The 13,535-nt window shown below is 76.7% G+C and carries 9 protein-coding genes; 3 read left to right on the forward strand and 6 right to left on the reverse strand.

Translation table 11 applies throughout. The features are described 5' to 3' along the window. From ACI78U_RS07910 to ACI78U_RS07920, 3 genes are all read right to left on the reverse strand, one after another. The gene (locus ACI78U_RS07910; protein WP_456874742.1) at window positions 1-5,514 is read right to left on the reverse strand and encodes an ATP-binding protein; all 5,514 of its coding nucleotides are present in this window, start codon (window positions 5,512-5,514) and stop codon (window positions 1-3) included. Between the two features lie 54 nt (window positions 5,515-5,568). Then, window positions 5,569-6,384: a 3-oxoacyl-ACP reductase family protein gene (locus tag ACI78U_RS07915; RefSeq protein WP_456874743.1), complete on the reverse strand. Its 816-nt coding sequence runs from the start codon at window positions 6,382-6,384 to the stop codon at window positions 5,569-5,571. Window positions 6,385-6,581: 197 nt separating this feature from the next. After that, complete coding sequence (locus ACI78U_RS07920) at window positions 6,582-6,830, reverse strand: hypothetical protein (protein ID WP_456874744.1); 249 nt, start codon at window positions 6,828-6,830, stop codon at window positions 6,582-6,584. Between the two features lie 222 nt (window positions 6,831-7,052). Here ACI78U_RS07920 and ACI78U_RS07925 point away from each other — a divergent pair, with 222 nt between their 5' ends. After that, on the forward strand, window positions 7,053-7,997 hold the full coding sequence (locus ACI78U_RS07925) for a hypothetical protein (protein ID WP_456874745.1): 945 nt from the start codon (window positions 7,053-7,055) through the stop codon (window positions 7,995-7,997). Between the two features lie 13 nt (window positions 7,998-8,010). On the opposite strand, the gene ACI78U_RS07930 is transcribed toward ACI78U_RS07925, so the two are convergent. From ACI78U_RS07930 to ACI78U_RS07940, 3 genes are read right to left on the reverse strand one after another with little or no spacing between them, the layout of a single operon-like run. Next, on the reverse strand, window positions 8,011-8,835 hold the full coding sequence (locus ACI78U_RS07930) for an alpha/beta hydrolase (RefSeq protein WP_456874746.1): 825 nt from the start codon (window positions 8,833-8,835) through the stop codon (window positions 8,011-8,013). An 8-nt stretch (window positions 8,836-8,843) separates the two neighbouring features. Then, window positions 8,844-9,872, reverse strand: a complete 1,029-nt coding sequence (locus tag ACI78U_RS07935) for an aldo/keto reductase (RefSeq protein WP_456874747.1) — start codon at window positions 9,870-9,872, stop codon at window positions 8,844-8,846. A 60-nt stretch (window positions 9,873-9,932) separates the two neighbouring features. After that, window positions 9,933-10,259, reverse strand: a complete 327-nt coding sequence (locus tag ACI78U_RS07940) for a 3-keto-5-aminohexanoate cleavage protein (RefSeq protein ID WP_456874748.1) — start codon at window positions 10,257-10,259, stop codon at window positions 9,933-9,935. A 161-nt stretch (window positions 10,260-10,420) separates the two neighbouring features. Between ACI78U_RS07940 and ACI78U_RS07945 the strand changes: the two genes are divergently transcribed. Together ACI78U_RS07945 and ACI78U_RS07950 are read left to right on the forward strand one after the other, a co-directional pair. Beyond that, on the forward strand, window positions 10,421-11,824 hold the full coding sequence (locus ACI78U_RS07945) for a cytochrome P450 (RefSeq protein ID WP_456874749.1): 1,404 nt from the start codon (window positions 10,421-10,423) through the stop codon (window positions 11,822-11,824). Between the two features lie 187 nt (window positions 11,825-12,011). Continuing rightward, entirely contained in the window at window positions 12,012-13,529 is a 1,518-nt protein-coding gene (locus ACI78U_RS07950) for a flavin-containing monooxygenase (protein WP_456874750.1), read from the forward strand. Window positions 13,530-13,535: the final 6 nt, after the last annotated feature.

Genomic DNA, 13,535 nt, shown 5'->3' on the forward strand with positions numbered 1-13,535 from the left:
TCAGCGGCTGACGGCGCGCTCCATCCCCCGCTCGACGGCGGCGATGAGGCGCGGCCGCAGTTCGGCGGCGGGCACGATGTCGTGGACCGAGCCCACCCGGCGGGCGCGCTCGATGTCGTGGACGGCCTCGAACTCGGCGGCCACCTCGCCGAGCTTCTCCGAGCGCACGGCGCTGCGGACGGTGGCCAGCTGGGCCCGCAGCTGCGCCTGCTCGACGGCGTCGGCCGCGGCGAGGGCCGCCTCCAGCTCGCGCAGCCGGGGGTCGGCGGCGGTGCGCCGGTCCACCTCGCGTGAGAAGACGACGGCCGCGGCCGGCGCGCCGCCGATCACCGACGCGTAGGAGCCCTCGACGGCCAGCACCTGCATCTGCTCGTTGAGCGCCCCGGAGAAGACGACGAAGGCGCCCCCGTGGTAGCGGGACACCACGCAGAACACGATCGGGCCGTCGAAGTTGGTGATGGCCCGGCCGATCTCCGCCCCGTACTCCAGCTGCAGGTTGCGCAGCGACTCCGGTGACCCGTCGAAGCCCGACAGGTTGGCCAGCACGACCAGCGGCCGGTTGCCGCTGGCGGCGTTGATCGCGCGGGCGGTCTTCGCCGACGAGCGGGGGAACAGCGTGCCCGCCGTCCACTGGTCGGGGCCGTCGGCGGGGCGGCTGCCGCGCCGCGGGATCGGCCGGGACTCCACGCCGAGCAGGCACACCGGGTGCCCGCCGAGGTGCGCGTCGAGCACGACGGCGGTGTCGGCGTCGGCCATGCCGGCCCACCGCTCGAGCACCGGGTGGTCCTGGTCGGTCACCGCCCGCATCACGGTGCGGATGTCGAAGGCCTTCTTGCGCTCGGGGTTGGCCTCGGCGGAGAAGACGTCGCCGACCGTGGTGAAGTCGCTGTCGGGGTGCTGGTGCGGGAAGGTGCGCACGTCGCGGTCGCGCGGGTCGGCGGTGCCGGCCGGCCGCGGCCACCGCTCCCCCGGCGCGCGGTAGGTGTGGTCGTAGTGCCGGGCCAGGACGTCGAGGGCGCCGGTGAGGTCGGGCGCCCAGTACTGCGCCTGCCCGTTGGGCCCCATGACCCGGTCGTAGCCGCCGATGCCGAAGTTGTCCTCCGCCGACACCCCGCCGGAGTAGTCCAGCGAGTGCTTGCCGGTCAGCACCATCGCGCTGTCCGGGGTCATCACCAGGATGCCGCGGGTGTGCATGAGCATCGTGGCCTCGGCGTTCCAGTACGGCTGGGCGCCGACGTTGATGCCGGTGACGACGACGTTGACCTCGCCGCCGGCCTGGGTGAACGTGATGATCCGGCGCAGCGCGCGGGAGACCCAGTCCATGTTCTCGGTGCCGCTGTCCATCGAGATGCGGGCGCCCGAGGACAGCGCGAACCACTCGACCGGGATGCCGCGCTCCTCGGCGAGGTCGAGCGCGGCCACGATCCGGGCGCACTCGGGCTCGGCGACCGTGCCCAGCGCGCGGGTGGGGTCGCCGAACAGGGCCACCCGGGTCATCCCCTCCGGGTAGCGCTCCGTCGGCGTGCTCACCAGCCCGACCACGACCCCCGCCCGGTTCTGCCCCGGCGGACGGTCCACCGGCACCAGCCGGCCGCCGTCGTCGAGGTCGTGCTCGACGAACGAGCCGCCGGGGCCGGCCAGCAGGGTGCTGAGCTCGTAGGGGTAGGGGGCGCCGCGGGCCCGCGCGCTGAGGACCTTCTCGGTGTAGTCGTCGAGCGGGCGCAGCGGGGTGGTCGGCCGGTCGGTGACCGCCATCCGCACCCCGGTGCCCGGGACGTTGGAGAAGCGCAGCGCCACGTCGCGCGGCGGGCGGCCGGCCTCCTCCTGCAGCCGGGCCAGCAGCACGATCTGGTCCAGCCCGGCGCCGAGGGTCAGCGGCGCCGCGGTCCGCGCGAACTCGGCGACCTCGGCCAGCGGCACCTCGATCGAGGGCCAGGCGTAGAGGTGGATCCGGTTGTGCTCGAGCGGGCGCCGGGACCGCCGCAGCGACTGGGCGCGCCGCAGCCCGTCGAGGCAGGACAGCAGCTGGCGCTCGACCGTGGGGAAGCCGACGACCTCCCCGTGCTCGTCGCGCACCGGCGTCAGGTCGCGGACCTCGGCCAGCGCGATGAACCGCTCGTCGTTGGGGTGGTCGCGGGCGGTGACGTGCAGCAGCACGGTGTCCTCCGGCGAGGGCACCCGCTCGGCGTCGAACGCCTCCAGCCGCCACAGGTCCAGCCGCCGGGCGGTCAGCGGGTGCAGGCCGCGCAGCAGCCGCTGCTCGGCCGGCCGGCCGTCCTCCCCCGGCCGGAAGGTCAGGGTCTCCACCTCGCCGCCGTCGGGCCCGCCGTCGGGGGTGGCGACGGTGACGGTGACCCGGCGCGCGGCGCGCAGCTCGGGGACGCCGTCGACCAGGTCGCGCACGGCGTCCGACAGCGCGTCGGCGTCGGCCGGGCGGTCGGGCCACTCCACGTAGAGGTCCACGACCGTCTGCCCCGGGTCGGCGAGCCGGGCCACCGCGCCGGCCACCGCGGCCAGCGCCTGCGGCAGCCGCGCCGCGCGGGTCATCAGCGCCAGCAGGTGCAGCCGGTCGCCGCCGAGGGCGTACTCGGCGGTGACGCAGGTGTCCCCGTCGAGCAGGGTCGACCGGACGTCCTCGAGGTTGCGGCTGCGGTAGTAGCGCCTGGTCAGGACCTCCAGCACCGGGTCGGGGACGGTCGTCGTGCGGGACAGCCGCTGGGCCAGCAGCCGGACCAGCGGCTCGGGGCTGGCGACCAGCGCCTCCATCCGCTGGATGCTCTCCGCGGTGTCGCCGCGCGCGCCGGCCTCGTCGAGCTCCTCGAGCAGCCGGGCGGCCCGGTCGAGGACCTCCTGGCGGGCCGCGCGCACGACCGGCTCCTCCAGGTGCCGGAAGCGGACGGCGCGGGCCAGGTTCCCGATCGAGGGGTGGCGCAGCTGGGTGGCCAGCACCAGCCGGTCGAGGACCTCCCCGATCTCGCGGCGCGAGGGGCCGTCGGGCAGCCGGTCCGCGGTCAGCCAGCGCTCCAGCAGCGCCGAGACGGCGGGCAGCTGCTCGGCGGTGCGCTGCTGGGCCAGGAACACCCGGTGCACCGCCTCCTCCAGCGCCGGTCCGGGCTCCAGGTCGGCGACGCCGTAGTGGGCCAGCGCCGGCCGCAGCCGCGCGCGGAACGCCTCCGGCAGCCCCTCCCGCTCGGCGTCGAGGGAGTGCAGGTAGGCGTGGAAGTGCTCGCGCGGGCTGTGGACCTGGGTGTCGGCCTCCTCCTCCTCGCTGGCCGGCCGGTTGCGGGACAGCTCGGCGAGGTCGGCGAAGGTGACCAGCACGTCGAGCTCGGCCGACAGCAGCCGGGCGTCGTCGGCGGGCAGCTCGTCGCGGGCGGCGGCGTACTCGGCGACCAGCCGCCGGGCGTGCCCGGCGCCGACGTCGAAGCCGGTGACCAGCGCGCGCAGCTCGGCCAGCAGGGACAGCGCCCGCGCGCGCGGGTCGCCCTCGGGCTTGTCGTCGCCACCGGGCAGCACCACCCGCTCGCCGGTGGCCTCCTCGACGTCGCCCCCGGCCCGGTCGAGCAGCAGCAGCGGCGCGCCGGCGTCGACCTGGCTGTTCACCGCCGCCCGCACCTCGCGCACCCGGCCGGCGAAGGGCGCCCGCACCGGGGTCTCCATCTTCATGCTCTCCAGCACGACCACCGGCGCGCCGGCCTCGACCTCGTCGCCGGGCGCGGCCCGGACGGCGACGACCACCGCCGGGGCCGGTGCGCGGACGACGCCACCGACGTCGCGGCCGACCCGGTGGGTGACCCCGTCGACCTCCACCAGGGACGAACCGGGCGCCTCGACGGCGACCACCGCGTAGCGCCGCCCCGCGGCGGCCAGCCGGGTCTCCAGCGGCCCGAGCCGGTCGACCTCGACGTCGACGACGCGGCCGTCGAGCCCGACCCGGTAGCGGTCGTGGCCCACCGTGGCGACGGTGAGCCGGTACACCTGCCCGCGGACGCCGAGCTCGACGGTGCGGCCCACCTCGTGCGGCGCCCGCGGCCGGCCGCCGCGCGCCGAGACCAGGAAGGCGACCCGCTCGCGCTGCTCCTCGGCGGCGGCGATGTCGACGGCGACCTGCACCAGCGCCACCCAGGCGTCCCCGGCGCCGCGGTCGCCCCCGACGACGCCGGCGCGGTCGAGCCAGCCGGTGTCGGCGGTGCCCTCGACCACCTCGGGGCGGTCGAGCAGGTCGAGCAGGAAGGACTTCGTCGTCGCCCCGCCGCGGAGCACGACGGTGGTCTCGCGCAGCGCGCAGCGCAGCCGGGCGAGCGCCTCGGGCCGGTCGCGGCCCCAGGCGATGACCTTGGCGATCATCGAGTCGTACTGCGGGGGGACGACGTCGCCGACGCCCAGGCCGGTGTCGACGCGCACCCCCGGGCCGGTGGGCAGCCGCAGCAGCTCCACGCGGCCGGGCGCGGGGGCGAACCCCTGCTCGGCGTCCTCGGCCGTCAGCCGGGCCTCGACCGCGTGCCCGGTGGCGGGCGGCGGCCCGCCCTCGAGCCGGCCGCCGGCGGCCACGTGCAGCTGCAGCTTCACCAGGTCCAGGCCGGTGGTCGCCTCGGTGACCGGGTGCTCGACCTGCAGCCGGGTGTTGACCTCGAGGAAGGTCGTGAGCCGCTCCTGCGGCTGGTACAGGAACTCGACGGTGCCCGCGCCGACGTAGCCGGCGGCCCGCACCAGCGCGATCGCCGACTCCCGCAGCGCGGCGTCCTGCTCGGGGGACAGCGCCGGTGAGGCCGACTCCTCGATGACCTTCTGGTTGCGCCGCTGCACCGAGCAGTCGCGCACGCCGGGCGCCCAGACGGTGCCGTGGGAGTCGGCGATCACCTGCACCTCGACGTGCCGGCCGCCCTCGACCAGCCGCTCCATGAAGACGACGGGATCGCCGAAGCTCTTCTCCGCCTCCGAGCGGGTGCGCTCGAGCGCCTCGGCCAGCTCGCCGGGCGCCCGGACGACGCGGATGCCCCGGCCGCCGCCCCCGCTGCGCGCCTTGACGATGAGCGGGTAGCCGATCGCCTCGGCGTGCCGCCGGCCGTCGTCGAGGTCGGCCACAGGGCCGGCGCTCCACGGCGCGACCGGCACGCCGACCCGCTCGGCGAGCATCTTGGCCTCGATCTTGGCGCCGAGCAGCCGCATCGCCTCCGGCGGCGGCCCGACGAAGGTGACGCCGAGGTCGGCGCACAGTTCGGCGAAGGCGGGGTCCTCCGCCACGAAGCCCCAGCCCACCCAGGCCGCGTCGGCGCCGCTGACCCGCAGCGCCCGGCCCAGCTCGGCGTGGTCGAGGTAGGGGTTGACCGCGCCGGTGTCGGCCAGCAGCACCGCCTCGTCGGCGGCGCGCACGAAGGTGGCCCGGCGCTCGGCCTCGGTGTGCAGCGCGATCACCCGGGTCCGCGTCCCGTGCTCCGCGTCGAGCTCCCGCACCGCCCGGATGAGCCGCACGGCGGGCTCCCCACGGTTGACGACGGCGATCCGTTCGAACACGCGCGGGTACCTCTCCCTGGTCGATGGGCGCCTCCGGCCGGACGTCGGCGCCGGCTACATGTCGAGCCCGCCGTTGACGCCCCACACCTGGCCGGTGATGTAGCCGGAGGCGTCCGCGGCGAGGAAGTGCACGACGCGGGCGACCTCCTCCGGCTCGCCGAGCCGGCCCAGCGGGATCTTGGCCTTGAGGCCCTCGAGCACCTTGTCCGGCACGCTCTCGAGCATCTCGGTGGCGGTGTAGCCGGGCGTGACGGCGTTGACGGTGATGCCCAGCCCGTCGGTCTTGCCCGAACGCTGCACCTGCATCGCGGCCTCGCGGGCCAGCGTCTTGGTCAGGCCCAGCAGCCCGGCCTTGGCCGAGGCGTAGTTGGACTGGCCGATGCCGCCGGTCTCACCGATCACCGACGAGATCATCACGATCCGCCCGCTGCCGCGCTCGAGCATGTGCTTGAGCGCCGCCTGGGACAGGTAGAAGGCGCCGGAGAGGTTGACGTCGATGACCCGGCGCCAGTCGTCGTCGGTCATCTTCAGCACCGTCCGGTCGGCGGTGATGCCGGCGTTGTTGACCAGGATGTCGAGCCGGCCGTGCCGCTCGATCACCTCGGCCACGGTGCGCCGGCAGTCCTCGGGGCTGGCGATGTCGCCGCGGTGCACGCTCATCCGGCTCTCGGGATAGGCGCCGGTGAAGTCCTGGGCGAACATCTCGGCCCGCTCGGTGTTGCCGCTGTAGCCGGCCGCGACGTCGGCGCCCTGGGCGGCGAGGCTTCGGCAGATGGCCGCGCCGATGCCGCGGGTGCCGCCGGTCACGAAGGCCACGCGGCCGGAGAGCTTGTCGCCGGTCCTGCTGGTACGGGTCTGGGTCGCTGTCACCGGCTCCTCCTGGGGCTCGGGCGCGTGCGCCTCGTTCCTGGACCGGAACCTGGGTGGATGACGGCGCCACCTGCTCCGGCATCGGATGCGGGCAGCATCCTGCGCGGCGGGCGGCAGGGCAAGCGCACGGCAGACAAGAGCACGCAGACACGAGCACGGGAGGCCGTGCGCACGGCGTGAACGCCGGGCGTGGCGGGTCACTCCCCGGCGGTCGCCCTCCCGGGCTCGACGGTGCCGGACGGCGGCGCGGTGACACCGGCCGAGCGCGCGTCGAGCCAGGCCTGCCAGTCCGACCGGTCGCTGCGGCCGGCCCGGACCGACGCCACCACGAGGAACAGCACCGCGACGGCGCCGAGCAGCAGCACCCCGGTGACGATGCCCTCCCAGCCGAACAGCAGCGGAACGGTCATGTCGCCGGGTGCCGGCGGGGTCGCGTCGGACGCCATGCCCCCAGCGTGCGCGCCCGCGCCCGCCTCCGTCGCCCCGGCGCCGGTCCTGTCACCCGCCGGGGCGACGTCACGCAGCAGAGACGCCCGCCGGCCCGGTCGCCCCATCGGGCGTCCCGGCGACGCCCACGGGTGACGACCGTCCCGGTCCCGGGTGCCGGCCCGTTCCGCCGGTCATAGCGTCCCGGACCCCGGGACCGGCCCGCGGGGAGAGGCGGGAGCATGAGCGCGGAGCTGCAGATCGACCACGGGGTCCCCCCGGCCGGCGCGCCACGGCTCGACAGCCGCCGCCCCAACGTCTCCGGTGACCTGCCCACCGTCCTCGCCGCCGGCCCGATGTTCACCCGCACCCTGGCCGGCTACGACCGCTTCCAGGTCGACACCTACGTCCGGTGGGCCGAGGACGAGCTCGCCGCCGCCGGCCGGGAGCACGAGCACCTGCTGGCCCGGCACCTGGAGACCGTGGCCGCGCTCGAGGAGGCCCGGGCGCTGCTGTCGCACTCGTCCTCGGGCGCGGAGCTGGTCCGGGTCTCCGGCCGGATCGCCGCCCTGCTCGCCGTCGCGGCCGACGAGGCGGAGGGCATCCGCGCCGAGGGCCGGGCCGAGCGGGAGGCCGCCGCCGCCGAGGCCGGGCAGGTCCTCGCCTGCGCCCGCGGGGTGCTCGCCGACGCCGCCGCCGAGGCCGACCGGGTGCTCGCGGTGGCGGCCGCCCGCGCCGGGGAGACCGCCGCCGAGGCCGCGCGGGTGCTGGCGGAGGCCGAGCAGGAGCGCGCGGACGCCCGCGCGGCCGCCGCGGCCCGGGAGGCCGCGGCGCGGGAGGTCGCGCGGCGCGCGGCCGAGGACGCCGAGGCGGTCCGCCGGCAGGCCGCCGACGACGCGGCCGCCGCGCGGCTGCAGGCGCGCAGCGAGATCGTCGGGATGCTCGCGACCGCGCGCGAGCAGCGCCGGCGGGCCGACGCCGAGGCGGCCACCGTCCGCGACCGGCTGCACCGGGAGGCCGTCGCGCTGCGCGCGGAGGTCGCCGACCTGGAGCTGCGGCGGGCCGCGCTCCGGGCGGAGACCGCACCGGCCGACCCGGTCGCCGGGCCCGCCCGGCGGCGCCGCGGCCGGCCCGGCCGGTTCCTGCACCGGCTCCGCGCGCGGCCGGGGTCCCCGCGGGCGCACTGACCGGCGGCGCCGGTCAGTCCGCGGCGGCCGGACCCGCGAGTTCCACGACGGCGGCGACGAGGGCCTGCCCGTCGAGCAGGACGCCGTCGTTGTGGTCGGCGCCGCGGACCTCCACCAGCCGGTGCAGCCCGGCGGCGGCCTCGGCCACCCGCCGGCTCTGCGCCGGCGGCACGATCGTGTCGGCGTCGCCGAGGACCACCGTCGTGGGCACCCGCACCCGGGCCACCTGCTGCGCGACCGGGTACCGGTCGCGCAGCAGCAGCCGGACGGGCAGGAACGGGTAGTGGTGGCCGCCGACGGCGGCGAGGTCGACGAACGGCGAGCGCAGCAGCAGCCCGGCCGGCGGGTGCTCAAGCGCCAGCGCGGTGACCACCCCGCAGCCCAGGCTCTCGCCGTAGTAGACGAGCCGCTCCTGCGCGACCCCCGCCTCGTCGAGCAGCCAGTCGCGCGCGGCGCGGACGTCGAGGGCGAGCCCCTCCTCGCTGGGGCTGCCCGGGTTGCCGCCGTAGCCCCGGTAGTCGAACAGCAGCACGCCTAGTCCCGCCCCGGACAGCGCCCGGGCCAGCGGCGCGCGCAGGCCCCGGTGCCCGCCGTTGCCGTTGGCCACCAGCACGACCGGCGCGCCGGGAGCCGGGCCGGGGACGAACCACGCCCCCAGGTGCAGCCCGTCCGCGGTGCGCAGGGTGACGTCGCGGCCGCCGGGGACGGCCTCGGCCGCGGCGGGCACCGGGCCGTCGTCGGGCAGGTACACCAGGCGGCGCTGGAAGGCCCACAGCAGGCCCAGGACGAGGGCGGACACGACGAGGACGACCAGCGCCGCGCGCAGCACCGGGCGCACCGGGGCGGTCAGCCGGACAGCGAGCGGCTGCGCTGCTCGATCCCCAGCTCGCCGTAGGGGTAGTCGGGCGCGCCCGGGTCGCTGACGGCGTCGAGCCGCGCGGTCTCCTCGACCGACAGCACCAGGCCCGCGGCGCCCAGGTTGCCGCGCAGCTGGTCGGTCGTGCGCGCCCCGAGGATCACCGAGCTGACGGCGGGACGGGCGAGCAGCCAGGCCAGCGCCACCTGCGGCATCGGCACCCCACGCGCCTCGGCGACGTCCTGCACCGCCTCGAGCACGTCCCAGGTGCGGTCCCGCGCACCGACCCGGTCGTAGGCCTCCATGCCGCGGGCGGGGTCCTCGCCGAGCCGGGTGGTGCCCTCGGGCCGCTGGTCGCGGGTGTACTTGCCCGACAGCCAGCCCCCGGCGAGCGGGCCCCACGGCAGCAGGCCCAGGCCGTTGTACAGGCAGGCGGGCACGATCTCGGCCTCGGTGCCGCGTACCAGCAGGCTGTAGTTGGGCTGCAGCGTGACCGGGACGGCCAGCCGGTCGCGCTCGGCGACGTCGACGGCCCGCTGCACCTGCCAGCCGGTGAAGTTCGACAGCCCCGGGTAGCCGACCTTGCCGGCCGACACCGCGTCGTCGAGGAACCGCAGCGACTCCTCCAGCGGCGTCAGCGGGTCCCACGCGTGCAGCTGGTAGAGGTCGACGTGGTCGACCCCGAGCCGGCGCAGCGAGTCGTCCAGCGCCCGCCGCAGGTGCCGGCGCGAGCTGCCCAGCGCGTTGGGCTCGTTCCCCATCGGGAAGCGGCCCTTGGTGGCGAGGACCACGCGGTCGCGGACGTCGGCCGGGCGGGCGGCCAGCCAGCGCCCGACGATCTCCTCCGCCGCGCCGGCGGAGTAGACGTCGGCGGTGTCGACCAGCGTGCCGCCCGCCTCGACGAAGACGTCGAGCTGCTCGTGCGCGCCGGACTCGTCGGTCTCGGCGCCGAAGGTCATCGTGCCCAGGCACAGGGCCGACACGGCACAGCCGCTGCGGCCGAGGGTGCGCATCTCCATGGGCACAGTCGGCCACACCGGTCCGTGCGCCGCCCGTCGACAGCGCGACGGCCACGGCGGTCAGCGCCGGCCGGCCTCCGTGGCCGCGCGCACCTCCGCCGCCGACGCCGGGCGGGCGCCGGCCGGCTCCACCGACCGGCGGGCCGCGGCCACGAGCCCGGCGTTGCCGCGGGTGCAGCCCAGCGGCGCGTCCTCCAGGCCCACCCGCACGTGCCCGCCGCGCGCCACGGCCTCCTCCCGCAGCCCGGCCAGCTCGACGCCGAGCCCGGCCACCATCCAGGTCGCGCCCGGGTCACACTCGCCGACCCGCGTCACCGGCATCTGCGGCTGCCGCTGCCGGGTCCAGGCGCCGTTGAGCGCGACCTCGATCCACACGCTCCGGCCCATCCCCGCCCCTCCCTGTCGGGGTCCTCCCCCACGCCGGCCGGCGGGTTCGGGGGCGTCCCCCGATGGTCTCCGCACTCCGGCGTCACCAGGCTGGCAGAGCCGGACGGGACGAGAGGTCACCTCCCGTCCGGTCCATCTCCCCGGAGCCGGACGGAGGCGCCATGACCGCTCCCGAGTGCAGCGTCGCCACCCTCCCCCGGCCGGCCGGTCCCGATCCCGCCGGCGGCGGCCCGCCGCGCGACAGGGTGCCCGGCGGGCGGGGCCCGGCGACCTGGCTGCGGACCTGGCTCGGGCGGCTCCTGGCGCGGCGGGCCGCCCGTCGCATGGCGCACGGGCAGCTGGACCTCTCCCGGCTGCGGGCCCTGCCGGAGGCCGCGACGGTGCCGCTGCGGCGGGCCGGCACCGAGCCGGACCCGCGGCTCGCACAGCTGCGCGCGAGCGGGCCGCTGCACCGGCTCGACCTGCCCTTCGAGCCGTCGGTCCACCTGGTCACCGGCGCCGCGGAGGCCCGCGCGGTGCTCGCCGACCGCGACGGGTTCAGCACCGACGTGCGGCACCTGTTCAGCGGCACCGGGCCGGCCACGGCCGACGACGTCGGCGGGCTGGGCTTCACCGACCCGCCGGACCACACGCGGCTGCGCGGCCTGGTCGCGCCCGAGTTCACCCGGGCCCGCCTGCAGCGGCTGGCGCCCGCCGTGGAGGCGACCATGGCCCGGCAGCTCGACGTCCTCGCCGCGGCCGGCTCGCCGGCCGACCTCGCCCGGCACGTGTCCGCACCGGTGCCGATGCGCACGATCTGCGACCTGCTGGGGCTGGCGGGCGCCGACCAGGAGCTGCTCACCCGGCTGGGCGCCCGCCGGTTCGACGCCACGCGCGGGACCGCCGGGGCCTTCGGCGCGGTCTCCGCGCAGCGCCGGCTGCTCGCCGACGTGGTGGCCGCCCAGCGCCGCGCGCCGGGCGACGGGCTGATCGGCCGCGTCCTCCGCACGCACGGGGACGCGGTCTCCGACACCGACCTCGTCGGGCTCGCCGACGGCATCGTCACCGGCGGCCACGAGACGACGGCGGCGATGATCTCGCTGGGCACGCTGGTCCTGCTGCGCGACCCCGCTGCGGCCGCGGTGGTGCGCGAGGGCTCGCGGTCCGACGTCGAGCACGTGGTCGACGAGCTGCTGCGGCTGCTGTCGGTGGTGCAGGTCGCCTTCCCCCGCTTCGCCCGGCACGACCGGGAGCTGTTCGGGCAGCACCTGCGGGCCGGCGACGTCGTGCTCGTCTCGCTCAGCGGCGCCAACCGCGACCCGGCCTGGGCCGGGCCGGACCCCGACCGGGTGGACCCCGGCCGCTCGCCGCGCGGCGGGCACCTCGCCTTCGGCCACGGGATCCACCGCTGCGTCGGCGCCGAGCTCGCCCGGCTGGAGCTGCGCACCGTCCTGCCCGCCCTGTTCCGCCGCTTCCCGGACCTCGCGCTCGCGGTGCCCCCGGAACGGCTGGCCTTCCGGCGGCTGGCCTTCGTCCACGGCGTCGACGCGCTGCCGGTGACCGTCGGCCGGGAGGCGCGGTCGTGAGCGGAGGGCCGGCCGGCGGGAGCGGGGAGCCGCCGTCGGTGGTCGCCGCCCGCCAGCTCGCCGAGGAGGCCCGGCGCCGGTCGGCCCCGCCTCCGGCCCGGCCGCCCACCGGCCGGGCGGGTCGCCGGAGGGTGGCCCGGACGGGTAGTTTCCGTGACCTGCACCACATCCCCAGGGGGAGGTCACCATGACCACGACGACCGGGACGGCGACCCTCGAGGCTCCACAGCACACCGATGAGGACGTCGAGCACGTCGACGTCCTCGTCGTGGGCGCCGGGGTCTCCGGGATCGGGGCGGCGCACCACCTGCGGGAGCGGTTCCCCGACCGGTCGTTCGTGCTCCTCGACGCGCAGGAGACCCGGGGCGGGACCTGGTGGACCCACCGCTACCCCGGCGTCCGCTCCGACAGCGACCTGTTCACCTACGGCTACCGGCACAAGCCGTGGCGCGGCCCGTCGATCGCCGCCGGCGAGGAGATCCTGGCCTACCTCGACGAGGTCATCGCCGAGGACGACCTCGCCCCGCGGATCCGCTACCGGCACCGGGTCACGGCCGCCTCCTGGTCGAGCGAGGACGCCCGGTGGACCGTGGAGGTCAGCCGCGAGGACACCGGCGAGCAGCTGCGGATGACCACCGACTGGCTGTGGATGTGCCAGGGCTACTACAACCACGCCGAGCCCTACCGGCCGCAGTGGGAGGGCATGGACCGCTACCAGGGCCTGGTCGTCCACCCGCAGTCCTGGCCCGAGGACCTCGACCTCACCGGCGAGCGCGTCGTCGTCATCGGGTCCGGGTCCACGGCCGCGACGCTGATCCCCGCCATCGCCCAGGACGCGGCGCACGTGACGATGCTGCAGCGCTCCCCCTCCTACTTCCTGGCGCCGCCGCTGACCCACGAGCTCGCCGTGACCCTGCGCGCGCTCGACATCCCGGAGGACTGGACGCACGAGATCCTCCGCCGGGCCTACGCCGCCCAGTTCAACGAGCTGGCGCGGCTGTCGCACGAGGCGCCCGACGAGCTGCACACCTTCCTCATCGAGTCGATGAGGCCGCTGCTGCCCGAGGGGTTCGACGTCGAGAAGCACTTCACGCCGCGGTACCGGCCGTGGCAGCAGCGCATCGCGATCGTCCCCGAGGGCGACCTGTTCGCGGCGCTCCGGGAGGGGAGGGCCTCGATCGTCACCGACACCATCGACACCTTCACCGAGAAGGGCATCCGGACCGGCTCGGGCGAGGAGCTCGAGGCCGACGTCGTCGTCACCGCCACCGGCTTCAACCTCTCGGCGTTCGGCGACGTCTCCTTCACGGTGGACGGTGAGCCGGTGGCCTTCCCGGAGCGGGTCACCTGGCGCGGCCTGATGATCAGCGGCGTGCCCAACATGGCCTACGTCTTCGGCTACTTCCGGCACAGCTGGACGCTGCGCGTGGACCTGGTCTGCGACTTGGTCGACCGGCTCTTCGCGCGCATGCAGGAGAAGGGCGCCCGGACGGTGGTGCCCGAGCTGCGGCCGGAGGACGCCGGCATGCAGCTGCGGCCGTGGTCGGACCCGGAGAACTTCAACCCCGGCTACGTCCTGCGCTCGCAGCACGTGCTCTTCAAGCAGGGCGACCGGGAACCGTGGACCCACATGCTCGAGCACGCGCAGGAGGCCGAACTCCTGCCGAAGGCCGACCTCGACGACGGCTCCCTGGCCTACCGCTGAGCCCTC

This window comes from Geodermatophilus sp. SYSU D00710, assembly GCF_054050195.1.